Source organism: Acidovorax sp. LjRoot194, from assembly GCF_964253015.1.
Classification (GTDB): domain Bacteria; phylum Pseudomonadota; class Gammaproteobacteria; order Burkholderiales; family Burkholderiaceae_C; genus Acidovorax.
On sequence record NZ_CAXUQB020000001.1, the window covers coordinates 2,048,606 to 2,070,815 of the forward strand.

General features: G+C 68.4%; 19 protein-coding genes. 14 read left to right on the forward strand and 5 right to left on the reverse strand.

Going from position 1 to position 22,210, the window contains the following annotated elements; genetic code table 11:
* Positions 1 to 28: 28 nt before the first annotated feature.
* From ACSQ3N_RS09300 to ACSQ3N_RS09330, 7 genes are all read left to right on the forward strand, one after another.
* Entirely contained in the window at positions 29 to 412 is a 384-nt protein-coding gene (locus ACSQ3N_RS09300; protein ID WP_436146124.1) for a hypothetical protein, read from the forward strand.
* Between the two features lie 149 nt (positions 413 to 561).
* Entirely contained in the window at positions 562 to 1,833 is a 1,272-nt protein-coding gene (locus ACSQ3N_RS09305; RefSeq protein WP_056173818.1) for a TolC family protein, read from the forward strand.
* A 37-nt stretch (positions 1,834 to 1,870) separates the two neighbouring features.
* Complete coding sequence (locus tag ACSQ3N_RS09310) at positions 1,871 to 2,428, forward strand: hypothetical protein (protein WP_056173999.1); 558 nt, start codon at positions 1,871 to 1,873, stop codon at positions 2,426 to 2,428.
* Positions 2,425 to 3,546, forward strand: coding sequence for an efflux RND transporter periplasmic adaptor subunit (locus tag ACSQ3N_RS09315; protein WP_056173821.1), 1,122 nt, complete (start codon positions 2,425 to 2,427; stop codon positions 3,544 to 3,546). The genes ACSQ3N_RS09310 and ACSQ3N_RS09315 overlap by 4 nt, the downstream gene beginning before the upstream one ends.
* A gap of 13 nt (positions 3,547 to 3,559) precedes the next feature.
* Complete coding sequence (locus ACSQ3N_RS09320; RefSeq protein ID WP_056173825.1) at positions 3,560 to 6,679, forward strand: efflux RND transporter permease subunit; 3,120 nt, start codon at positions 3,560 to 3,562, stop codon at positions 6,677 to 6,679.
* 61 nt (positions 6,680 to 6,740) lie between these two features.
* Positions 6,741 to 7,130, forward strand: a complete 390-nt coding sequence (locus ACSQ3N_RS09325; RefSeq protein WP_056173830.1) for a hypothetical protein — start codon at positions 6,741 to 6,743, stop codon at positions 7,128 to 7,130.
* Positions 7,131 to 7,227: 97 nt separating this feature from the next.
* A complete protein-coding gene (locus ACSQ3N_RS09330; RefSeq protein WP_056173833.1) occupies positions 7,228 to 7,800 on the forward strand; it encodes a DUF4303 domain-containing protein in 573 nt (190 codons plus the stop codon).
* A gap of 24 nt (positions 7,801 to 7,824) precedes the next feature.
* Here ACSQ3N_RS09330 and ppsR read toward each other — a convergent pair whose 3' ends face one another.
* On the reverse strand, positions 7,825 to 8,646 hold the full coding sequence (ppsR, locus tag ACSQ3N_RS09335; protein ID WP_056173837.1) for a posphoenolpyruvate synthetase regulatory kinase/phosphorylase PpsR: 822 nt from the start codon (positions 8,644 to 8,646) through the stop codon (positions 7,825 to 7,827).
* Between the two features lie 205 nt (positions 8,647 to 8,851).
* On the opposite strand from ppsR, the gene ppsA reads away from it, so the two are divergent.
* The 4 genes from ppsA (at position 8,852) to ACSQ3N_RS09355 (ending at position 14,464) form a co-directional block, all read left to right on the forward strand.
* Positions 8,852 to 11,242 carry a phosphoenolpyruvate synthase gene (ppsA, locus tag ACSQ3N_RS09340; protein ID WP_056174003.1) on the forward strand — a complete coding sequence of 797 codons (2,391 nt, stop codon included), beginning with the start codon at positions 8,852 to 8,854 and terminating at the stop codon, positions 11,240 to 11,242.
* 79 nt (positions 11,243 to 11,321) lie between these two features.
* The gene (locus ACSQ3N_RS09345) at positions 11,322 to 11,693 is read left to right on the forward strand and encodes a DUF4212 domain-containing protein (RefSeq protein WP_056173840.1); all 372 of its coding nucleotides are present in this window, start codon (positions 11,322 to 11,324) and stop codon (positions 11,691 to 11,693) included.
* The gene (locus ACSQ3N_RS09350; RefSeq protein WP_436146125.1) at positions 11,686 to 13,809 is read left to right on the forward strand and encodes a VC_2705 family sodium/solute symporter; all 2,124 of its coding nucleotides are present in this window, start codon (positions 11,686 to 11,688) and stop codon (positions 13,807 to 13,809) included. The genes ACSQ3N_RS09345 and ACSQ3N_RS09350 overlap by 8 nt, the downstream gene beginning before the upstream one ends.
* Before the next feature lie 139 nt (positions 13,810 to 13,948).
* Positions 13,949 to 14,464, forward strand: a complete 516-nt coding sequence (locus ACSQ3N_RS09355) for a hypothetical protein (protein WP_056173846.1) — start codon at positions 13,949 to 13,951, stop codon at positions 14,462 to 14,464.
* A 184-nt stretch (positions 14,465 to 14,648) separates the two neighbouring features.
* Here ACSQ3N_RS09355 and ACSQ3N_RS09360 read toward each other — a convergent pair whose 3' ends face one another.
* The 3 genes from ACSQ3N_RS09360 to ACSQ3N_RS09370 form a co-directional block, all read right to left on the reverse strand.
* Entirely contained in the window at positions 14,649 to 15,008 is a 360-nt protein-coding gene (locus tag ACSQ3N_RS09360) for an FKBP-type peptidyl-prolyl cis-trans isomerase (RefSeq protein WP_056173849.1), read from the reverse strand.
* Positions 15,009 to 15,183: 175 nt separating this feature from the next.
* Positions 15,184 to 15,498, reverse strand: coding sequence for a winged helix-turn-helix transcriptional regulator (locus ACSQ3N_RS09365; RefSeq protein WP_056173851.1), 315 nt, complete (start codon positions 15,496 to 15,498; stop codon positions 15,184 to 15,186).
* Positions 15,499 to 15,659: 161 nt separating this feature from the next.
* Positions 15,660 to 16,607, reverse strand: a complete 948-nt coding sequence (locus ACSQ3N_RS09370) for a LysR family transcriptional regulator (RefSeq protein WP_056173853.1) — start codon at positions 16,605 to 16,607, stop codon at positions 15,660 to 15,662.
* Positions 16,608 to 16,770: 163 nt separating this feature from the next.
* Here ACSQ3N_RS09370 and ACSQ3N_RS09375 point away from each other — a divergent pair, with 163 nt between their 5' ends.
* From ACSQ3N_RS09375 to ACSQ3N_RS09385, 3 genes are all read left to right on the forward strand, one after another.
* On the forward strand, positions 16,771 to 17,724 hold the full coding sequence (locus tag ACSQ3N_RS09375) for a hydroxymethylglutaryl-CoA lyase (protein ID WP_436147938.1): 954 nt from the start codon (positions 16,771 to 16,773) through the stop codon (positions 17,722 to 17,724).
* A 62-nt stretch (positions 17,725 to 17,786) separates the two neighbouring features.
* Entirely contained in the window at positions 17,787 to 19,037 is a 1,251-nt protein-coding gene (locus tag ACSQ3N_RS09380) for a CaiB/BaiF CoA transferase family protein (RefSeq protein WP_436146126.1), read from the forward strand.
* A gap of 81 nt (positions 19,038 to 19,118) precedes the next feature.
* On the forward strand, positions 19,119 to 20,138 hold the full coding sequence (locus ACSQ3N_RS09385) for a Bug family tripartite tricarboxylate transporter substrate binding protein (RefSeq protein ID WP_436146127.1): 1,020 nt from the start codon (positions 19,119 to 19,121) through the stop codon (positions 20,136 to 20,138).
* Positions 20,139 to 20,596: 458 nt separating this feature from the next.
* Here ACSQ3N_RS09385 and ACSQ3N_RS09390 read toward each other — a convergent pair whose 3' ends face one another.
* Entirely contained in the window at positions 20,597 to 22,171 is a 1,575-nt protein-coding gene (locus tag ACSQ3N_RS09390; RefSeq protein ID WP_056173859.1) for a methyl-accepting chemotaxis protein, read from the reverse strand.
* Positions 22,172 to 22,210 lie beyond the last annotated feature (39 nt).

Here is a 22,210-nt window from a genome sequence, read left to right on the forward strand (position 1 = left end):
CATGTTGTCACTAGAATGCGCGCACACCATGCGCCGCCTTCTCGTCTTCCTGCTGCTGTTCATGCCGCTCCAGTCCATCTGGGCGGCTGCATCGCCGTATTGCAAGCACGAGACGGCGCCGCAGGCATCGCACTTTGGCCACCATGCGCACGCTCACCACGGCGATGCGCCGGCCGCACAAACCCAGTCTTCTGCCGCCAGCGAGACCCCCGAGCACAAGGCGCTGGCCACCACCGGCACGGCCGACATGGACTGCCATGCATGCCATGGCATGGGCAGCGGCATGGCCTTGAGCGCCAGCGACCAGGCCATTGTGGTCGCGGTCGCTGCGCCTGCCGCCCTGGTGGCACCGGCCTGGGTCCATCCCCCACTCACCCGCCCCGAACGCCCCAAGTGGTCCGTCCTCGCCTGAACGGCGAGGCGGGTTGCGGGCAACCCCTGTCCTGACGATGTAACGCGGCCCTTGCAGGCTGTTGCAGTGCCTGCGCGCGAGCGCATGCGCCGGCCATCGTGCCTCGCCGATTTCAACCCCGTGGCCCTGGGCCACTGCAGAGGAATCGGATGCAAAGAACGACAAACAAGAACCACCTGCCACGGCCGTTGTTGGCCGCTGTGGCGCTGGGGTACGCACTGGCCGTGGGCGGTGCGCATGCCCAGTCACCGGCTGAAACGGAAGCAGCACCACCACTCACCCTGAAATCGCTGTTCGAGCGAGCCTGGGAGCGCCAGCCCGAGGCGCAGTCCGCGGCGCTGCGGCGCGAGTCTGCACAGGCCGCGCGCAGCGGCGCATCGTCCTGGACGGCCGAGCCTGCCGCGCTGGAGCTGTCCCGCAAGAGCGACCGCCCCGGCAGCAACCAGGGCAGCCGGGAATACGAAGTGGGCGTGGCCCTGCCGCTGTGGCTGCCCGGCGAGCGCGCGCGCAAGGCCGCGCTGGGCGACGCCGAGATCAAGGCCGTGGAAAGCCGCCGCCTGGCCGCGCAGCTGCAACTGGCCGCCACCGTGCGCGAAGCCTGGTGGACCCTGCAACGCGCGCAGGCAGAACTCGGCCTGGCGCAGGACCGGCTGCAGAACGCGCAGCGCCTGGCGGCCGACGTGGCGCGGCGCTTCAAGGCGGGCGACATGTCGCGTGCCGACCAGACCCAGGCCGACGCCGCCGTGGCCCAGGCCGAGGCCGCGGTGGCCGAGGCCACGGGCGCACGCGATGTGGCGCAGGCAGCCCTGGCGGCCTGGGGCGGCAACGTGGTACTGGCCGACGGCACAGACCCCGAGGCCGAAGCCCTGCCAGCGCCCGGCCTGCCCGCCGACCACCCGGCCGTGGCCGACTGGCAGGACCAGGCCGCAGTGGCGCGCCGCGCGGCCGACCTGGCCGCCGTGCAGACCCGGGCCAACCCCGAGCTGACGGTGGCCGCCACGCGCGGGCGCGAGCAGGCCGGTGAGCGCTACCTGCAAAGCTTCACCGTCGGCGTGCGCGTGCCCCTGGGCGGTGGCGACCGTGCCCGCGCCAAGGAAACGGCTGCACGCGCCGATGCCCTCGACGCCGAGGTGCGCGCCCGCGTCGAGCAGGACCGCCTGGTCGCCGACGTGGCCGCCGCCACGGCCCGTGTAAAGGCCACACAGGCCCAGCGCGAGGCCATGGCCCGCCATGCAGCCCTGGCGCGCGACACGCGCGGCTTCATCGACAAGGCCTTTCGCCTGGGCGAGGCCGACTGGCCCACCCGCCTGCGTGTGGAGCTCGAAGCCGTGCAGGCCGAGCGCCAGTGGGCACGTGCCCGCATCGATGCCGCCGCCGCCGTCTCCACCCTGCGCCAGGCCCTGGGCCTGTTGCCGCAGTGAGCGCGCTGTTTATCACCACCTCATTTTTGTGATCACCATGCAACTCCTCTCTCTCTTTTCCACACTGGGCCTTGCCCTGGTGCTGGGCCTCGTGCCGCCGGCAGCCTTTGCCGATGCGGGGCATGACCATGGCGAAGCCCCCACCGCCGCAGCCGGCCCCGCCATCCCGCGCTTTGCCGCCACCTCCGACCTGTTCGAGCTGGTCGGTGTGCTCGATGGGCAAAAGCTGGCGCTCTACCTCGACCATGCGGGCGACAACAGCCCGGTGAAGGAGGCGCAGCTCGAGCTCGACATTGCCGGCACGCGCGTGCCCGTCACCCGCGTGGCGGACGGCGAGTTCCAGGCCGCGCTGGCTGCACCACTGGCCGAGGGCGTGAGCCCCATCACCGCCACCGTGGTGGCTGGCAAAGACACCGACCTGCTGGCCGGCGAGGTCGACATCCATGCCGCAGCGCATGCCCATGCCGAGCCCACGGGCCGGCGCAATGCGCTGGTAGCCGGCGCCGTGGCCGCCGTGCTGCTGGCCCTGGCAGCGGTCTGGGGCTTGCGGCGTGGCCGCGCCGCGCGCTCGCAGCGTCTGGGAGGTGCAGCATGAAGCGGCTGACCTCTCACCATTCCGTGACGGCCCTGTTGATGGCCGCTGCGCTGTGCGCCCCGTTGATGGCGCACGCTGGCGAAGGCCATGACCATGGCGATGCCCCACCGGCCGCCGATGGCAATGGCCCCAAGCGCCAGCCCGATGGCAGCGTGTTTTTGCCCAAGCCCGCGCAGCGCCAACTGGGCGTGCGCACCCTGGTGGCCGCCGAAGGCCAGCACCCCAAGGCCTTCGAGTTGGCCGGCACGGTGGTGATGGACCCCAACGCCGGTGGCAAGGTGCAGGCCGCGCTGGCCGGCCGGCTGGAGGCAGGCCCCAAGGGTCTGCCCGGCGTGGGCCAGGCGGTGCGTAAGGGCGAGGTGCTGGCCTATGTGGTGCCCACGGCGGGCGCCATCGAGCGCTCCAACCAACTGGCCCAGCAGGCCGAGCTACGCGCGGGGCGCGACCTGGCGGCGCGGCGTGTGGCGCGCCTCAAGGATCTGTCAGACACCGTGCCGCGCAAGGAGATCGAGGCGGCCGAGAGCGAGCTGCAAAGCTTCACCCAGCGCCTGGGCGCCGTGGGGGCGGGCCTGTCCACGCGTGATGCGCTGGTGGCACCCGTCTCTGGCGTGATCGCCTCGGCCAACGCGGTGGCAGGGCAGGTGGTGGATGCGCGCGAACTGGTGTTCGAGGTGGTGGACCCTGCGCGCTTGCGTGTGGAGGCCCTGGCCTACGACACCGCGCAGGCCCACAGCGTGGCCGGTGCCGCGCTGGCCGTGGGTGCGCAGCGCGTGCCGCTGCGCTTTCTGGGTGCGGCGCGCAGCCTGCGCGACCAGGCGCTGCCGCTGCAGTTTGCGGGCGACTCGGCGGTGCTGGGCACCCTGGCCCTGGGGCAACCGGTGCGCGTGTTCGTGCAATCCACCGAGCAGGCCGTGGGCGTGCAGGTACCGGTGGCCTCGCTGCTGCGCAACCCCGCCAACCAGACCATCGTTTGGGTCAAGGAGTCGCCCGAGCGCTTTGTGCCGCGCGTGGTCACCTTCGTGCCGCTCGACGGCGCCTCGGTGGCAGTGACCTCGGGCCTGAAGGCCGGTGACCGCGTGGCCACGCAGGGCGCCACGCTGATCAACCAGGTCCGCTGAAGGGAGTGCCGCAATGTTCAAGTGGTTACTCGAAAGCAGCCTGGCCAACCGGCTGCTGGTGCTCATCGCCGCCGGTGTGCTCATGGCCTACGGGGCCTTCACGCTGTCGCGCACGCCAGTGGACGTGTTCCCCGACCTCAACAAGCCCACCGTCACGCTGATGACCGAGGCCGGCGGCATGGCCGCCGAAGAGGTGGAGCAGCTCATTACCTTCCCGCTGGAAACCACGATGAATGGCCTGCCCGGTGTGGAGAGCGTGCGCTCCACCTCCAGCGCGGGGCTGTCCTTCATCTACGTCACCTTCGACTGGAGCACGGACATCTTCCGCGCCCGGCAGATGGTGTCCGAGCGCCTGTCGTCCATGGAGGAAGGGTTGCCCACGGGCGTCACGCCGCGCATGGGGCCCATCAGCTCCATCATGGGCGAGATCATGCAGGTGGCGATCCCCATCGACGTGCAGCGCACCACGCCCATGGCCGTGCGCGAGTACGCCGACTGGGTGCTGCGCCCGCGCCTCTTGGCGATTGCCGGCGTGGCGCAGGTGATCCCCATCGGCGGCGAGGTGCGCCAGTTTCAGGTGCAGCCCAACACGGCGCGCATGGCCGAGCTGGGCATCACGCACGACCAGCTCACGGGGGCGCTCAAGGGCTTCTCCAGCAACACCTCGGGCGGTTTCCTGGAGCTCAATGGGCGCGAGTACCTCATCCGGCACCTGGGCCGCACCTCGCGCCTGGAGGATCTGCAGAACCTGGCGCTCGCCGCGAAGAACGGCCAGCCGGTGCTGCTGCGCCAGGTGGCCGAGGTGACGTTTGCTGCGGCGCTCAAGCGCGGCGACGCGGGCTTCGAGGGCAAGCCGGCCGTGATCCTGGGCATTCAGAAGCAGCCCACGGCCGACACCATCGCGCTCACGCGCAGCATCGAGTCGGCGCTGGGTGATCTGAAGAAGTCGCTGCCCGCGGGCATGGAAGCGCCGCGCGTCACCTTCCGCCAGGCCAGCTTCATCGAGGCCTCGGTCACCACGCTGCAGGGCAAGCTCATGGGCGCCTCGGTGTTCGTGGCGGTGATCCTGTTCGTTTTCCTGGGCACGCTGCGCCCCACGGTCATTGCGCTCACAGCCATCCCGGTGTCGATCTTCATCACGGCGCTGGTGTTCAAGTACTTCGGCCTGTCGATCAACACCATGACGCTGGGGGGGCTGGCCATCGCCATCGGCGGCCTGGTGGACGATGCGGTGGTGGACGTGGAGAACGTGCTGCGCCGCCTGAAGATGGACCGCGCCAAGCACCCCCAGCACCGGCTGCACCCGCTGGAGGTGGTCAAGCTCGCGTCGATGGAGGTGCGCTCGGGCATCCTCTACGCCACGGCCATCATCGTGCTGGTGTTTTTGCCGCTGTTCGCGCTGCCAGGCATCGAGGGGCGGCTGTTCGTGCCGCTGGGCATCGCGTTCATCGTCTCCACCGTGGCGTCGCTGCTGGTGTCGGTCACGGTCACGCCGGTGCTGGCCTTCTACCTGCTGCCACGCATGAAGAACCTGGACCACGGCGACACGCGCGTGGTGGCCTGGCTCAAGGCGCGCTACCGCGGCGGGCTCACCCGGGTGCTGGCGCACCCGCGCGTCGCCATGGCGGTGGGTGCCGTGGCGGTGGTGCTGTCGGTGGCGGCGGTGCCGTTCTTTCCGACCACCTTTTTACCGCCGTTCAACGAGGGCACGCTGCTCATCGGCATGCGCCTGAACCCGGGCGTGACGCTGGCCGAATCGGCCGCGTTGGCCAGCCAGGCCGAGGTGCTGGTGCGCCAGGTGCCCGAGGTCACGCACGTGGGCCGGCGCAGCGGCCGGGCCGAGCTGGACGAACATGCCGAGGGCGTGCACGTGAGCGAGCTCGACGTGGGCCTGCTGCCCGCGGCCGAGCTCCAACGCAGCATGGCCGAGGTGCAGGCCGACATCCGCAGCCGTCTGGCGCAGATGCCGGCAGCGATTGCCATCGGCCAGCCGATCTCGCACCGCATCGACCACATGCTCTCGGGCGTGCGCTCGCAGATCGCGATCAAGCTCTTCGGCGAGGACCTCGATACCCTGCGCGGGCAGGCCGATGCGCTGCGCGCACGCCTGGCCAGCATCGACGGCCTGGCCGATCTGGAGGTGGAAAAGCAGGTGCTGGCGCCGCAGATCACCGTGCGCGTGGACCATGCCGCGGCCGCCCAGTACGGTGTGCCCGCAGCGCAGGTGCTGGCCACCTTGCAGGGCCTGGTGGAGGGCGAAAAGGTGACGCAGATCGTGGAGGGCAGCCGGCGCTTTGCGCTGGTGGTGCGCCTGCCCGAGAGCGCGCGCTCGCTGGACGGCCTGGCGCAGATCATGATCGAGACCCCACGCGGACGCGTTCCGCTGTCGCGCCTGGCGAGCATCGAGGACGGCGACGGCCCCAACCAGATCAGCCGCGACGACGGCAAGCGCCGCATCGTGCTCTCGGCCAACGCGCAGGGCAGGGCGCTGTCCGACGTGGTGGCCGACATCCGCAAGGTGGTGGGCGACACGCGCCTGCCGGATGGCTACTTCATCACCCTGGGCGGCCAGTTCCAGGCGCAGGAAGAGGCCAGCCGCCTGGTGGGCATGCTGGCCGTGGTCTCGCTGGTGCTGATGTTCGTGGTGCTGTACACGCGCTACCGCTCGGCCACGCTGTCGGCGCTGATCATGGCCAACATCCCGCTGGCGCTGGTGGGGGCGGTGCTGGGGCTGTGGATCTCGGGCCAGCCGCTGTCGGTGGCGGCGCTGATCGGCTTCATCACGCTGGCGGGCATCTCGGTGCGCAACGGCATCCTGAAGGTGAGCCACTACCTGAACCTGATGCGCGTGGAGGGCGAGAACTTCGACACCGCGATGATCGTGCGCGGCTCGCTGGAGCGCCTGTCCCCTGTGCTCATGACGGCCCTGGTCACCGCCTTTGCGCTGGCCCCGCTGCTGCTGGAGGCCGAACGCCCCGGCACCGAAATCTTGCACCCGGTGGCGGTGGTGATCTTCTCGGGCCTGATCAGCTCGACCCTGCTCGACACCTTCCTCACCCCGGCCCTGTTCTGGCTGTTTGGCCGCCGCGATGCCGAGCGCCTGCTGGACGACAAGAACGCCGAGGCTTTTTGATTTCTGTCGCTGTCTCAATGACCCTTTGACCACCCTTTGACCACCCTTTGAAAGGATTTTCATGAACACCCGATATTTCATCGCCACGCTCGCACTGGCCGTGAGCGGCGCTGCGTTTGCCGCCGGCAACCATGCCCATGGCGACGACCACAAGCCCCAGCACGGCGGCATTGTGGCCGGCACCAACGACATGGACTACGAGCTGGTCGCCAAGCCGAACGCCATCACGCTGTACCTGCGCGACCACGGCAAGGCCGCCAGTTCCGAGGGGGTGACCGCCAAGCTCACGCTGCTCAACGGCACGGAGAAATCCGAAGCCGTGCTGGCGCCAGCGGGCGAGGGCAAGCTCGAAGCCAAGGGCACCTTCAAGGTGGCCGCGGGCACCAAGGTGGTGGCGCTGGTGACCTTGCCGGGCAAGAAGCCGGCGAATGTGCGGTTTGCGGTGAAGTAAGCAGGCACCCACGCAGGCCAGCGCGAAAAGCGTCGTCAAAACCGCGTCTGGCGGCGGCGCTGGCTGCTGGCGGCCCTGGCTGGCCTACCATGCGCCCATGTCTGATTCCACCGACTTCGATTTCGCCGCGCTGGCCGAGGGCATCGCCCAGGCCAGCCGCGCCGCACTGGCCGACATCTCCGGGCGCTGCGGCCCGCACGACCCCGTGTGTGCCTTCACTCTTTACACCGACGACGGGGCCATGACCGTTTGCCCGGCCCTGTTGACCGAATCGCAAGAGCGCGCATTGACCGAGCGCCATCCGGACGATGCCAGCTACTACCGCTACAGCGCCTCGGAATGGCCGCTGGAGGGCGAGGGGGCCAACGGCGCATTCAATGACCTGTGCACGCTGGTGCGTGAGCATGTACTGGCGCTGGAGGACGGGCTGGAGGACGAAGGGGGCGAGGCCGCCTTCGTGGCCTTTCGCGCGCAATTGCTCGAAACCATGGTCCAGGTGCTGGAACGCCTGCGTCGCGAAGACCCGGCCTTCGGCCGCGAATCCCTGATGCTGCAGGTCTCGGTCTCGGATGGCGACGAACCTGCCATGGTCTTGAACGGGTGGGTGGCACGCCTGAACCCGCCCGCCCTCGCCGCCGGATTCAAGGCCTGGACCGACTCCTGGGACTGAAGGCTGCCGCTGTCCCTTTCCCTGTCAGTACACCAGCCGCTCCGGCCGGATCTCCTGCAGGATCGTCGTCGCGATCTCTTCGATCGACTTGGTCGTGGTCGACAGCCACCGGATGCCCGATCGCCGCATCATCGCCTCGGCCTCGGCCACCTCGTGGCGGCAGTTCACCAGGTCGGCGTATTTGGAGCCGGGGCGGCGTTCGTTGCGGATCTCGGACAGGCGCTCGGGCTGGATGGTCAGCCCGAAGATCTTGGCGCGGTGCGGTACCAGCGCGGGCGGCAACTGGCGGCGCTCGAAGTCTTCGGGGATCAGCGGGTAGTTGGCGGCTTTCAGGCCGCACTGCATGGCCAGGTACAGGCTGGTGGGGGTCTTGCCGCTGCGGCTCACTCCTACCAGGATCACGTCGGCGCCGGCCAGGTCGCGGTTGCTCTGGCCGTCGTCGTGGGCCAGGCTGAAGTTGATGGCCTCGATGCGGTCGGTGTATTCCTTGCTGCGGCTCACGTCACTGAAACGGCCGACGCGGTGGTGCGACTTGATGCCCAGCTCTTCTTCCAGCGGGTGCACGAAGGTGCCGAACATGTCCAGCAGCATGCCCTTGCAGCCTTCCTGGATGACGCGCAGCACCTCCATGTTCACCAGCGTGGTGAACACGATGGGCTTTTTGCCCTCCATCTCGGCGGTGTGGTTGATCTGGCGGACCGTCTGGTGGGCCTTGTCCACGCTGTCGATGAAGGGCAGGCGCACGTGGCGCGGCTTCATCTCGAACTGGGCCAGGATGGCATTGCCAAAAGTCTCGGCGGTGATGCCGGTGCCGTCAGAGACAAAAAATACGGTGCGCGTGTGCATGGAGCAGGGTGCCTTTCAGTGCGTCAGCCTGCCGCCAGTGCCGCAGGCCTACAATTGTGACAATTATCCAAATTCTCACCATGCACTTCGTCGGCCTACAACCACAACGACAAAGCCACCCGCCGTGCATGGCAGCTCGCCCATCGCTCCCACGTACAGCAAGGGGCAGGCGCGCAGACCCGGTTTCAACTTCTGGAGCTTTCCCATGTCTGCACTTTTCAGCCCGACCGCCCTGGTCGTACCGTTTGAAAACCTGAGAATGACCGATGTCGAGGCCGTAGGCGGTAAAAACGCCTCCCTCGGCGAGATGATCTCCCAACTGCCAGAGGGCGTGCGGGTGCCCACGGGCTTTGCCACCACAGCGCACGCGTTTCGCCAGTTCCTGGCGAACGACGGCCTGGCCGACAAGATCAGCGCCAAGCTCAAGAGCCTGGACACCGAAGACGTCCGCGCCCTGGCCACGGTGGGCGCCGAAATCCGCGCCATGGTCGAGGCCCAGCCCTTTCCGGCCGACCTGCAGGCCGCCATTGCTGAAGCCTTCGCCACGCTGAGCGCCGGCAACCCCGCCGCATCGTTCGCCGTGCGCTCGTCCGCCACGGCCGAAGACCTGCCCGACGCCTCGTTTGCGGGCCAGCAAGAAACCTTCCTGAACGTGGTGGGCATCGACGACGTGCTGCACAAGATGAAGGAAGTGTTCGCGTCGCTGTACAACGACCGCGCCATTTCTTACCGCGTCCACAAGGGCTTCGAGCACGACGTGGTGGCCCTGTCCGCCGGCGTGCAGCGCATGGTGCGCTCCGACCTGGGCGCCGCTGGCGTGATGTTCACCATCGACACCGAATCGGGCTTTGAAGAAGTCGTGTTCATCACCAGCAGCTACGGCCTGGGCGAGACCGTGGTGCAGGGCGCCGTGAACCCCGACGAGTTCTACGTGCACAAGCCCATGCTCAAGGCCGGCAAGAAGGCCGTGATCCGCCGCAACCTGGGCAGCAAGCTGCTGCAGATGGTGTTCTCCACCGCCGAAGAAAAAGCCGCTTCGGGCAAGCTGGTCAAGACCATCGACGTGGCCACCGAGCAGCGCAACCGTTATTCGCTGACCGACGCCGACGTGCAGCAGCTGGCGCACTACGCGCTGGTGATCGAGCAGCACTATGGCCGCCCGATGGACATCGAATGGGGCAAGGACGGCACCGACGGCCTGCTCTACATCCTGCAGGCCCGCCCCGAGACGGTGAAAAGCCAGTCCAAGGGCCAGGCCGAGATGCGCTACAAGCTCAAGGGCTCGGGCACCGTGCTGGCCGAAGGCCGCGCCATCGGCCAGAAGATCGGCACCGGCCCCGTGCGCCTGGTGCACAACATTTCCGAGATGGACAAGGTGCAGCCCGGCGACGTGCTGGTCACCGACATGACCGACCCCAACTGGGAGCCCGTGATGAAGCGCGCGAGCGCCATCGTCACCAACCGCGGCGGGCGCACCTGCCACGCGGCCATCATTGCGCGCGAGCTGGGCATTCCGGCCGTGGTGGGCTGCGGTGACGCGACCGAGCTGCTAAAAGACGGCACGCTGGTCACCGTGAGCTGCGCCGAGGGCGACACCGGCCACATCTACGACGGCCTGCTCGAGACCGAGGTCACCGAGGTGCAGCGCGGCGAGATGCCCGCCATCAAGACCAAGATCATGATGAACGTGGGCAACCCCCAGCTGGCCTTCGACTTCTGCCAGCTGCCCAACGAAGGCGTGGGCCTGGCGCGGCTCGAGTTCATCATCAACAACAACATCGGCGTGCACCCCAAGGCCATCCTGGACTACCCCCAGATCGATGCCGACCTGAAGAAAGCGGTGGAGTCGGTGGCCCGCGGCCATGCCAGCCCGCGCGCGTTCTACGTGGACAAGGTCGCCGAAGGCGTGGCCACCATCGCCGCCGCGTTCTACCCCAAGCCCGTGATCGTGCGCCTGTCGGACTTCAAGTCCAACGAGTACCGCAAGCTCATCGGCGGCAGCCGCTACGAGCCCGAGGAAGAAAACCCGATGCTGGGCTTTCGCGGTGCGGCGCGCTACATCAGCGAAGACTTCGGCGAAGCCTTTGCGATGGAGTGCGAGGCTTTGAAGCGCGTGCGCAACGACATGGGCCTGACCAACGTACAGGTGATGGTGCCCTTTGTCCGCACGCTGGGCCAGGCCGAGCGCGTGACCAAGCTGCTGGCCACCCACGGCCTCCAGCGGGGCAAGGACGACCTCAAGGTCATCATGATGTGCGAGGTGCCGAGCAACGCCATCCTGGCCGAGCGCTTCCTGGAGTTCTTCGACGGTTTTTCCATCGGCTCCAACGACCTGACCCAGCTCACCCTGGGCCTGGACCGCGATTCGGGCCTGGAGCTGCTGGCGCAGGACTTTGACGAGCGCGACCCCGCCGTACTGGCGCTGGTGGAGAAGGCCATCAAGGCCTGTCTGGCCGAGGGCAAGTACATCGGCATCTGCGGCCAGGGCCCCAGCGACCACCCTGACTTTGCGCAGTGGCTGGCCAAGGAAGGCATTTCGTCGATCTCGCTCAATCCTGACAGCGTGATCGCCACCTGGCAGCAACTGGCGAGCTGAAGGCCCAGGCCCTCAGGCACGGCGGTATGCGCGGACTGTTTGCATTCCCTGCCGCAGTGTCGGCGCCGTGGTGCCTGTGATGCCGCTCCCGCAGCAGCACCTGCACCAGCCCGGTCGCCCTGCGGAGGCCGAGATGGCGGGCCCGTTCCCGCCCGACCTGCACGACGTGCGCCACCTCAAGCTCAAGGCAGGCCTGCTGCTGCTGTGGGCGCTGGTGTCGTTCGTGGCCACGTACTTCGCACGCGACCTGCAGTCCCTGGTGGTGGGCGGCTGGCCACTGGGCTACTGGATCGCAGCGCAGGGCGCGGTGGTGGTGTTCATCGGGATCGTGGTGGCGTACTGCTGGGCCATGAACCGCTTCGAGCGGCAGGACGCTGACCTTCAGGCCTCGGCACCCGCGCAAGCCCACGCGCAGGGGCCGGCTGCCGACGGCGCGCGCACCCATGGCTGACCCAGGCGCTGGCCCCCACAGCACCGACGCACACGGGCGGGCGACCTCGGGGCCGGCCTACCTGTGGCGTCTGCACCGCATCCTGGCGCTGTATGTGATCGGGGTGCTGGCCTTTTTGGCGCTGATGACCTGGGCCGAACACCAGGGCCTGTCGCGCCACTGGATCGGGCCGATCTTTCTGTTCATCACCGTCATGGCCTACGCCGGCATCGGCGTGTACGGCCGCACCAGCGACCCCGAGGAATACTACGTGGCCGGGCGGCGCATTCCGCCCATGTACAACGGCATGGCCGCAGCGGCAGACTGGATGAGTGCGGCGTCGTTTATCAGCCTGTCCGGGGCCTTGTACCTGCAGGGCTTCTCGGGCACGCCGGGGCAGGCGGGGGGCCTGGCCTACCTGCTGGGGTGGACCGGGGGCTTTTGCCTGGTGGCGATGCTGATCGCCCCGCACCTCAGGGCCATGGGCCTGTACACCGTGCCCGACTTCTTTCACGTGCGGTTCGGCGGCCGCTGGCCGCGCGTGATCGCGGCGCTGGCGGCGGTGCTGTGCTCGTTCACCTATGTCGTTGCGCAGATCTACGGCGTGGGGCTGATTGCCTCGCGCCTGACCGGGGTGCAGTTCGAGATCGGCATCATGCTGGGCCTGGGCGGTGTGCTGCTGTGCTCTTTCCTGGGCGGCATGCGCGCCATCACCTGGACGCAGGTGGCGCAGTACGTGGTGGTGCTGCTGGCCTTTTTGATACCCGTGTCCTGGCTGGCCTACAAGCAGCTGGGCAGCCCGCTCGCGCCGCTGGTCTACGGCACGCAGATCAGCAAGATCGCGGACCTGGAAGCGCAGCTCCTTGACTCCCCCGCCGAGCACCAGGTGGTGCAGACCTACCTGCAGCGCGCCAAGGACTACGAGGCGCGCCTGCAGGACGTCGAGGGCGCGCTGGAGCGTGAGCGCGAAAAGGGCCGCGAGCGCATCCGCACGCTGCGCACCCAGAACGCCGATGTGGGGCTCATCGTCACCGCCAGCCGCGAACTGGCCGCGCTGCCGCGCGACGCCGCTGCTGCCCGCGAGCGCTGGACCCGCGAGATGCGCGAGAACTACGAGCGCGCCCGCCCCCTGGGCGGGCTGCCGCTGCACAGCCAGGCCTACGTGGGCGACCCGGACGGCACCCCGGATGAGCAGCGCGACTATGAACTCACGCGGCGCAACTTCCTCGCGCTGATGTTCTGCCTGATGGTGGGCACCGCGGGGCTGCCGCACCTGCTCACGCGCTACTACACATCGCCCACCGTGGGCGGGGCGCGGGCGTCGGTGGCGTGGTCGCTGTTCTTCATTGCGCTCTTGTACCTGAGCGCCCCGGCGCTGGCGGTGCTGGTGAAGTTCGAGGTCATGCAGAACCTGGTGGGGAGCAGCTTCGAGGCGCTGCCCAACTGGATGGCCCAGTGGGCGCGCGTGGACAGCTCGCTGCTGTCGATCGAGGACGTCAACGGCGACGGCATCGTGCAGTTCGGCGAGATTCGCCTGGGGGCCGACTTGATCATGCTGGCCACGCCCGAGCTGGGCGGGCTGCCGTATGTGGTGTCGGGCCTGGTCGCCGCGGGCGGACTGGCGGCGGCGCTGTCTACCGCAGACGGCCTGCTGCTCACCATCAGCAACGCGCTGGTGCGCGACCTGTATTTTCACGATGCGCCGCGGCGGGCCTCGCCCGAGCAGCGGGTGATTTTGACCAAGTTCACGCTGCTGGCGGTGGCCTTGTCCGCCGCCTTCGTGGCCGCTCTCAAGCCGTCGGAAATTTTGCCCATGGTGTCCGCATCGTTTTCGCTCGCGGCATCGGCTTTCGTGCCGGTGATGGTGCTGGGCATCTTCTGGCGCGGCACCACACGCCAGGGGGCTGTGGCCGGCATGGTGGCAGGGTTGGGTGTGGCGGTGTACTACATGCTGTCGCACGTGCCCGCCCTGCGTGCGACGCTGCCGCCCTGGCTGCTGGCGGATGGCCTGTGGTTCGGCATCCAGCCGATATCCGCTGGCGTGTTCGGCGTGCCCGCGGGCGCTGCCGTGGCGACCGTGGTGAGCTGGATCACCCGGCCCGCGCCCGAGCTGCCGCGCATCCGCTCCGAGATGTAGCGCTGCCCTGTGGCTTCCCAGGAGCACGGAATGCCGTGGTTTATGTGAAAACCCCGATATTCAACTGTGTCAAAACGTGAGAGTCTGGGAAAGCATGTGCGGCCGATGGGCGGCCGCGTGCGCAACCTCAAGGAGATTCATGGTTCTCGTCAAGACGCAGGCAGGGCAGGAAGCACTCAAGGACCGGCGTGGCAGCCTCAGTTCTCGCCAGCGTTCGGCCTTCATACTTTTTGACGGCAAGCGCACGACGGGTGAAATCCTTGCAGCCACCGCAGCCATGGGTATCACCCAGGACGACGTGCAGGCCATGCTCGCGCAGGGCCTGCTGGAGCCGCTGTCAGGCAAGTCCGCATCAGGTCCCGTAGCGGTGGCTGGCACGCCGGATGTGGCGGCAGCGTCACTGGCAGACGCGATGGACCTGGGCACGGTGGCTACCGCCGGAGAGGGCTCGGGCCGCACGCCCAAGGAGCGCTACCAGGCGGCCTACCCGATTGCCACAGAGCTTACTGCGGGCCTGGGCCTGCGCGGCTTTCGGCTGAACCTGGCCGTCGAAGGTGCAGGCAGCTTCGACGACCTGGCAGCGCTGGCGCCGAAGATCCGCGAAGCGGTGGGCGATGCGAAATTCGAGCGGTTGGACCAGGCACTGTTTGACTAGTGATGCCCCCTGAGCCGCTCTGCGGCTTCCGCCGGAGGGGGAGGCACCCGGTGGCCTGGCGGAGTCAGATCCACGGGTGCACTGGCGTTGGGGGCGCGCCAGTTTTGGACAGCGGGATCGATAAAAACAAAAGCGGCCCGCAGGCCGCTTTTATTTTTGCCACAAGGGACAGGAGGGGGCTGGATCAGCGACCGACCTTGAGCAGTTCTACGTCGAACTTCAGCGTGGCGTTCGGGGGGATCACGCCGCCGGCGCCGCGGGCGCCGTAGCCCAGGGCTGCGGGGATGATCAGGGTGCGCTGGCCGCCGATCTTCATGCCCTGCACGCCTTCGTCCCAGCCCTTGATGACCATGCCGGCGCCCAGCGAGAACTCGAAGGGGTCGTTGCGGTCGCGGCTGGAGTCGAACTTGGCGCCTTGCTCGCCGTTGTTGTACAGCCAGCCGGTGTAGTGCACCGACACGTTCTGGCCCTTGGCGGCTTCAGCGCCTTCGCCCACGGTGGTGTCTTCGTACTGCAGGCCGGATGCGGTGGTGGTCAATGCCATGGTGATTCCTTGAGTGCTATTAAAAATATAGCTCCTAGCGCTTTGTGGATGGGCGCTAGAAGCTGTTCAGACTGTCATTTTAACGGCTACCCCGGGTGAGCCTGCCAAGAGGCCCTGCAGACCCTGCAGAGCGGCAGGGCTGGTGCGGGGCAGGGGGAATTGGCAGCCCCGGGGCTCAGGGCGTTTGCTTCTTGGCGCGGCCGGCGACCCAGCGGGTGGCGAAGGCCTGCACGTCCGACAGGCGCTTGAGCAGGTCGGCGCCCGAGGGGGTGACGGTGTAGCCGTCGCTGCCGTGGTCCACGAAGCCGGCCTCGCGCAGTTCCTTGATGCGGGTGTTGAGCGTGTTGGGGGTGATGCCCCCCACGCTGTCCTGCAGCAGGCGGAAGGTCTGGGGGTGGCCGTCCTTCAGGGCCCACAGCACGCGCAGTGCGTAACGGCATTCGAGCCGCTCGAACAACTGGTTGATGGCGGCATTTTCTTTGGAGCTCATGGACGCTTCTCCTCGCGCAAGTGTTGGTTCGAAAGTTCGTTCTGGGCGGATGCGAGACCGGCCCGACGATGTGCGTTGACTATAGCTCGGAACCTAATTTGCTACAAGTTTGGTAGCTCAGAACGCACAGCACATATGCGCTAAACACCAAAAATACGGCGTTACATATCAAACTGTTGCGGAGCGGCCACGCCGCCGGAGTCCGGACCGCCGGCTCCCAGCCGGGCCAGATGGTCCACCAGCAGACGCGCCGCCGGGGTGAGCATCTGGGCGCTGCGAAAGCAGATGGCGAAGCGTCTGCGCGCCCACGGGTCGGACAGCGGAATCACCCGCACCGGGGCGATGTCGGCAAAGGGCTGGGCCACTTCTTGCGGCACCACGCTGATGGCCAGGTTGGCGCGCACCACCCGCAGCGCAGCGTCGAAGTTGGACACCAGCACGCGGTGGGCGAGCATCTTTCCCTCCACCGCCGCCGCGCGGGCCAGCAGCACCTGCACGGCGCTCAGGGCGGGCATGCTGACGAATTCATGGTCCAGCACGTCGGCAAAACGCACGCTCTGGTGCTGCGCCACCGGGTGCGAGGCGTGGGCCACCACCGCCAGGTGGTCGTGGCGGTAGCCGCAGACTTCGAGGCCCGACAGGTCGGCCGCGTCCCAGCAGATGCCGATGGAGGCGCTGCCGTCGCGGATGCCCTGCACCACGTCCGGGCTGACGCGCTCTTCGAGGCTCACCTGGATGTCGCGGTGCGCCGGGTCTTGCAAAAACGCCGCCACGTCGTCGGCCAGCGACTCGGCCATGACCGAGGCCGTGACCAGCATGCGCACATGGCCGCGCGTGCCGGTGGCGTAGGCGGCCATGTCCCGCTCGATCTGGCCCACGCTGGCCAGCATGGTGCGCGCGTGCTCCAGCAGCGTCTCGCCCGCCGGGGTGGGGATGACGCCGCGCCGCTTGCGCACCAAGAGCGGCGTGCCCACCGTGTCCTCCAACTGCGCCAGCCGCTTGCTGATGGCCGAGCCCACGATGGCCTCCTGCTCGGCCGCGCGCGCAATGCTGCGGTGCTCGCATACGGCGGCGAAGAGACGCAGGGTTTGAAGGTCGAGGTCGCGCATGGGCACTGAAGGGTAGGAGGTATTCCGTTTGGGAATCGTAAGGCTTCCGGAATGTATTTTCTGATTCGAATGGGAATTTCTAAAATCAAGCATCGCTACCCCAGACGTGGAGACACCCGTGAGCAGCCGCAGCAGCCCCCCATCGCCAGTCCCCGAACCCACCATGTCGCAGCCATCAGGCCCTGCCCACGCCACCGTGCGTGAAGTCGGTCTGCGCGATGGCCTGCAGAGCATTGCCACCATCGTCACCACGCCCCGCAAGATCGAATGGCTGAACGCGGCCTACGCGGCGGGCCAGCGCGAGATCGAGGTGGGCTCCTTCGTGCCCGCCCGCCTGCTTCCACAACTGGCCGACACCGCCGAGGTGCTGGCCCACGCCAAGACGCTGCCGGGGCTCGTCGCCTCGGTGCTGGTGCCCAACTACAAGGGGGCGGAACGCGCGCTGGAATGTGGCGCCGACCTGATGGTCGTGCCCCTGTCGGCCAGCCACGCCCACAGCCTGGCCAACCTGCGCAAGACGCCGGACGAGGTGGTGGCCGAGGTGGCGCGCATCCGCGCGCTGCGCGATGCCAGCGGCAGCCGCACGCTCATCGAAGGGGGCGTGGGCACGGCGTTCGGCTGCACGCTGCAGGGCGAGGTGGCCGAGAGCGAGGTGCTGCGCCTGATGCAGGCCCTGCTCGACGCGGGCGCCGACCGCGTGAGCCTGGCTGACACCGTGGGCTACGCCGACCCCGCGTCGGTCGCCCGGCTGTTCGGCAAGGCCCGCGCGCTGGTGGGCGACCGGCTGGCCTGCGCGCACTTTCACGACACGCGCGGCATGGGTTTGGCCAACGTCTACGCTGCGTGGCAGACAGGCATCACCCGCTTTGATGCCTGCCTGGCCGGCATCGGCGGCTGCCCGCACGCGCCCGGCGCCAGCGGCAACGTCACCACCGAAGACCTGGTGTTCATGCTCGAACGTATGGGCGTCGCAACCGGCGTCGATGTGGCCGCGCTGCTGGCGCTGCGCGAGTGCGTGGCGGGCTGGTTGTCGGGCGAGACGCTGCACGGCACGCTCTGGCAGGCCGGGGTACCTCGCACCGGCGCGGGGGCCACCTCCCTGGCCGCCACCCACTGAGCTGACCACAAGCTCACCATTGAGCCACCGCCGCGCGTCCTTCCATCCCGTATCGTCACCCCATGACTTCCCACACCGATTCTTCTGTCTCCTCCGCCCCGCCCACGCCGCCCGGCACTCCAGCCCGCCGCGCCTTGCCCCTGCAGGGCCTGCGCGTGGTCGAGTTCACCCACATGGTCATGGGCCCCACCTGCGGCATGGTGCTGGCCGACCTGGGGGCCGAGGTCATCAAGGTCGAGCCCGTGGACGGCGACCGCACCCGCCACCTGCTGGGCGCGGGCGCGGGCTTCTTCCCCATGTTCAACCGCAACAAGAAGAGCATCGCCATCGACCTGCGCAGCCCCGAGGGCCTGGCGGCCGCGCGCAAGCTCGCGGCGTCGGCCGACGTGGTGGCGCAGAACTTCAAGCCCGGCGTGATGACCAAGTACGGCCTGGACTACGCGGCGCTGAGCCAGCTCAACCCGCGCCTCATCTACGTCAACCACACGGGCTTTCTGCCCGGCCCGTACGAGCACCGCACCGCGCTCGACGAGGTGGTGCAGATGATGGGCGGCCTGGCCTACATGACCGGCCGCCCCGGCGACCCGCTGCGCGCGGGCACCAGCGTGAACGACATCATGGGCGGCATGTTCGGTGCCATCGGCGCCATGGCCGCGCTGATGCAACGCGGCATCACCGGGCGCGGGCAGGAGGTGGACTCGGCCCTGTTCGAGAACAACGTCTTCCTGGTGGGCCAGCACATGATGCAGTACGCCGTCACCGGCCAGCCCGCCGCGCCCATGCCCGACCGCATTTCGTCCTGGGCCGTGTACGACGTGTTCAGCGTGAAGGACGGCGGGCAGATTTTTCTGGCCGCCGTGAGCGACGCGCAGTGGCAGACCTTCTGCGACGCCATGGGCTACGCCGACCTGAAGGCCGACCCGCAGCTCGCTACCAACAACGACCGTGTGCGCGCGCGGCCCACGCTGATGCCGGTGCTGCGCCAGCGCCTGGCGCAGCACACGGCCGACGCGCTGGCCGCGATCTTCGAGCGCCACGGTCTGCCATTCGCACCCATCCGCCGGCCCGAAGAGCTGTTCGACGACCCGCACCTCAAAGCCACGGGGGGCCTGGCCGACATCATGCTGCCCGATGGCGAGTGTGCGGGCCACACCGCGCAGGTCACGCTGATGCCGCTGCGCATGGACGGCCAGCGCCTGGATGTGCGCTGCGACCCACCCCGCCTGGGCCAGCACACGGCCGAGCTGCTGCACAGCCTGGGCTACACGCCCGAGGCCGTGGCGGCGCTGCACGCCGCGGGCGCGATTGCCTGATTTATTTCTCGACGGCCCGGGGCACCCACGCGGCGCAGACCGCAGCCCCGGGATTGCATGACAACGACTGGAGACAAACCCATGCCCACCCTTGCCCCCGCCATTTCCTCGTCCCGCAGCCTGTTTACACGCCGCCAGGCTTTGGCCGCCAGCGCCGCTGCGTTGGGCGTCGCCGCCTGGGCCTTGCCGAGCGTGGCCCGCGCCCAGGGCGACGGCAAGCCGCTGCGCGTGATCCTGCCGCTGTCGGCGGGCTCGGGGGCGGACGGCGCCATCCGTGCCATCAGCAACAGCCTGTCCAAGGCGCTGGGCCAGCCGGTGGTCATCGAGAACCTGCCGGGCGCGGGCGGCATCACCGGCACGGCGCAGATCGTGCGCGCACCCAAGGACGGCTCGGTCATCGGTGTGGTGTCGAACAACCACGTGGTCAACCCCAGCGTCTACAAGAACATTCCGTTCGACTCGCTCGCCGACATCACGCCCATCACCATCCTTGGCGCCACGCCCTTCGTGTTGGTGGCGCACCCCGGGGTGCCCGCCAAGACGGTGCAAGAGCTGATCGCCTATGCGAAATCCAAGCCCGGCGTACTGAACTACGGCTCGTCGGGCAACGGCACCATCCTGCACCTGGGGGCTGCGATGTTCGTGGACCAGGCCAGGCTGGACATCAAGCACATCCCGTACCGCGGCATGGGCCCGCTGATGAACGACATCCTGGGCGGCCAGGTGCAATTGGGCGTGGTGGCGGTGGCGCCTGCGGCCGCGCACATCAAGTCGGGTGCCCTGCGCGCGCTGGGTGTGACCACGGGCAGCCGCGTGGCGTCGCTGCCCGGTGTGCCCACGATTGCCGAGCAGGGGCTCCCCGGCTTCGAACTGGACGGCTGGATCGCCCCGGTGGGACCGGCCGGGCTGTCCAAGGCCGAACTGGCGCGGCTGTACAACGGCTTCAAGGCCGCCATGGAGATGCCCGAGGCACACGATGCGCTGATCGCACAGGGCTATGAGATCAAGCTCACGCCGCCCGAGCAGGCCGCGGCGTTCTTCAAGAGCGAGGCTGCGCGCATGGCGCAGGTGGTGAAGAACGCGAATGTGAAGGTGGATTAAATTGAAACACCCCCTGAGTCGCTTCGCGCCTTCACCCCTCTCTCGCTGCGCGGGAGGGGGACGCACCCGGTGGCCTGGCAGAGCCAGTTCCACGGGTGCGCTGGCCTGGGCCGTGCCAGTTTCATGCGTCGCGGGTGGCGTGAAGCGGCTGTACCCCTCACCATCCCTTGCCCCGAACCGTTCACCCTGAGCTTGTCGAAGGGCTGCGCTGAGGTCGTGCCCCGGCTTCGACAGGCTCAGCCCGAACGGGCGGATTTGGATGTGGATGTGGATCCCAGTCCGTCACCAGCCCCTGAACCGTTCACCCTGAGCTTGTCGAAGGGCTGCACTGAGGTCTTGCCCCGGCTTCGACAGGCTCAGCCCGAACGGGTGGGGGCGGGCGGGCAGGACACTTGGCCTATCTCAGGCTCTAACCACACCCTCGCCAAGACCGTATCAAAGGTCCGGCGTGCGAGATATCAAGCCTTTGGACCTGGCAGCGCCGCGTGGTGCTGCCGCACCCGGAACACCGCCACGGCCTCCACCATCTGGCGGGCCTGGCCGCTCAGGCTGCCCGCGGCGGCGGCGCTTTCTTCCACCAGCGCGGCGTTCTGCTGCGTGACGTCGTCCATGCGCACGATGGCCTGGGTCACGCGCTGCATGTCCGAGGTCTGCGCGGCGCTGGCCTGGCTGATCTCTTCCATGAGGCTGCTCACCTCGCGGATGGAGGACACCACTTCGGCCATGGTGGTGCCCGCGTCGCGCGCCAGGTCGGAACCGGCCTGCACGCGCTCCACGCTGGTCTGGATCAGCGCCTTGATCTCGCGCGCAGCGCTGGCGCTGCGCGTGGCGAGGTTGCGCACCTCGCTGGCCACCACGGCAAAGCCGCGGCCTTGTTCGCCCGCGCGTGCGGCCTCCACTGCGGCATTGAGCGCGAGGATGTTGGTCTGAAACGCAATGCCGTCGATCACGCCGATGATGTCCGAGATGCGGCGCGAGCTGTCCTGGATGCCCTGGACCACTTCCACCATCTGCGTGACCACGTCGCCGCCGCGCTGCGCGACGGTGGCGCCGTTGCGGGCAAGTTCGTTGGCGCGCTGTGCGTTCGACGCGTTCTGCTGCACCGTGGCCTGCAGCTGCTGCATGGACGACGAGGTCTCGTCCAGCGAGGCGGCCTGCTCTTCGGTGCGCATGCTCAGGTCGGCATTGCCCTGGGCGATCTCGGCGCTGGCGCTGGCCACGCCTTCGGCATTCCTGCGCACGCCGGCCACCACGTTCTCCAGGTTGTCCTGCATGGCGCGCAGGGCTTCGAGCAGCTTCGCGGGTTCGTCCCGGCCTTCGACACGGATGCTGGTGGTCAGGTCGCCCGCCGCCACCTTGTGGGCCAGCGACACGGCCACGCCCAGCGGGCGCACCACCGAGCGGGTGAGCAGCCAGCCGGCGCAGGCGCCCAGCGCCGTCACCAGCGCCAGTGCCACCAGGCTGCTGACCAGGGCCCGCCGCGCGTCCTGCGCCGCCTGCTGGGCAATGGCCGCACTGCTGGCCGCCACCTGCTGGCTCAGTTCGGTCAGCAGCTTGGCCGGGCCCTGGTCGATGTCGGCCACGTCGGCGTCACCCGCGGACGGCACGAAGCCCAGCGACTGGAACACTTCGAAGCCCTTGCGGTAGCCCTGCGCCATCTGCGTGTGGGCCTGGGTGAATTTTTGCAGCGCAGCCTTTTCCTGCGCGTCGGTCAGCTGCGGCTCCAAAGACTTGGCGGCTTCGGCCACGCGTTTTTCGCTGGCCTGGAACGCGGCCCAGTGCAGCTCGCGCTTGCGCGAGTCCTCGCCGCGCAGCAGGGTGTTCTTCCACTCCAGCACCTGCGTCTTGAAGTCGCTTTCCATGCGGCTCACGGCGCGCTCCTGCGCCACGCGTTCCTGCACCGTGGTGTCGTAGGTGCCCAGCGTGCGGTACAGCGCCGCAATGCCGAAGAGGGCGGCGCCGATCATCAGCGCCAGCACCAGGCCGAGCGCCGTCGCCATGCGGGCGCCGATGGAGTGGTTGGACATCTTCATGGGTCAGTTCCAGAGATCAGCAGGGGTCTTGCCTTGGGC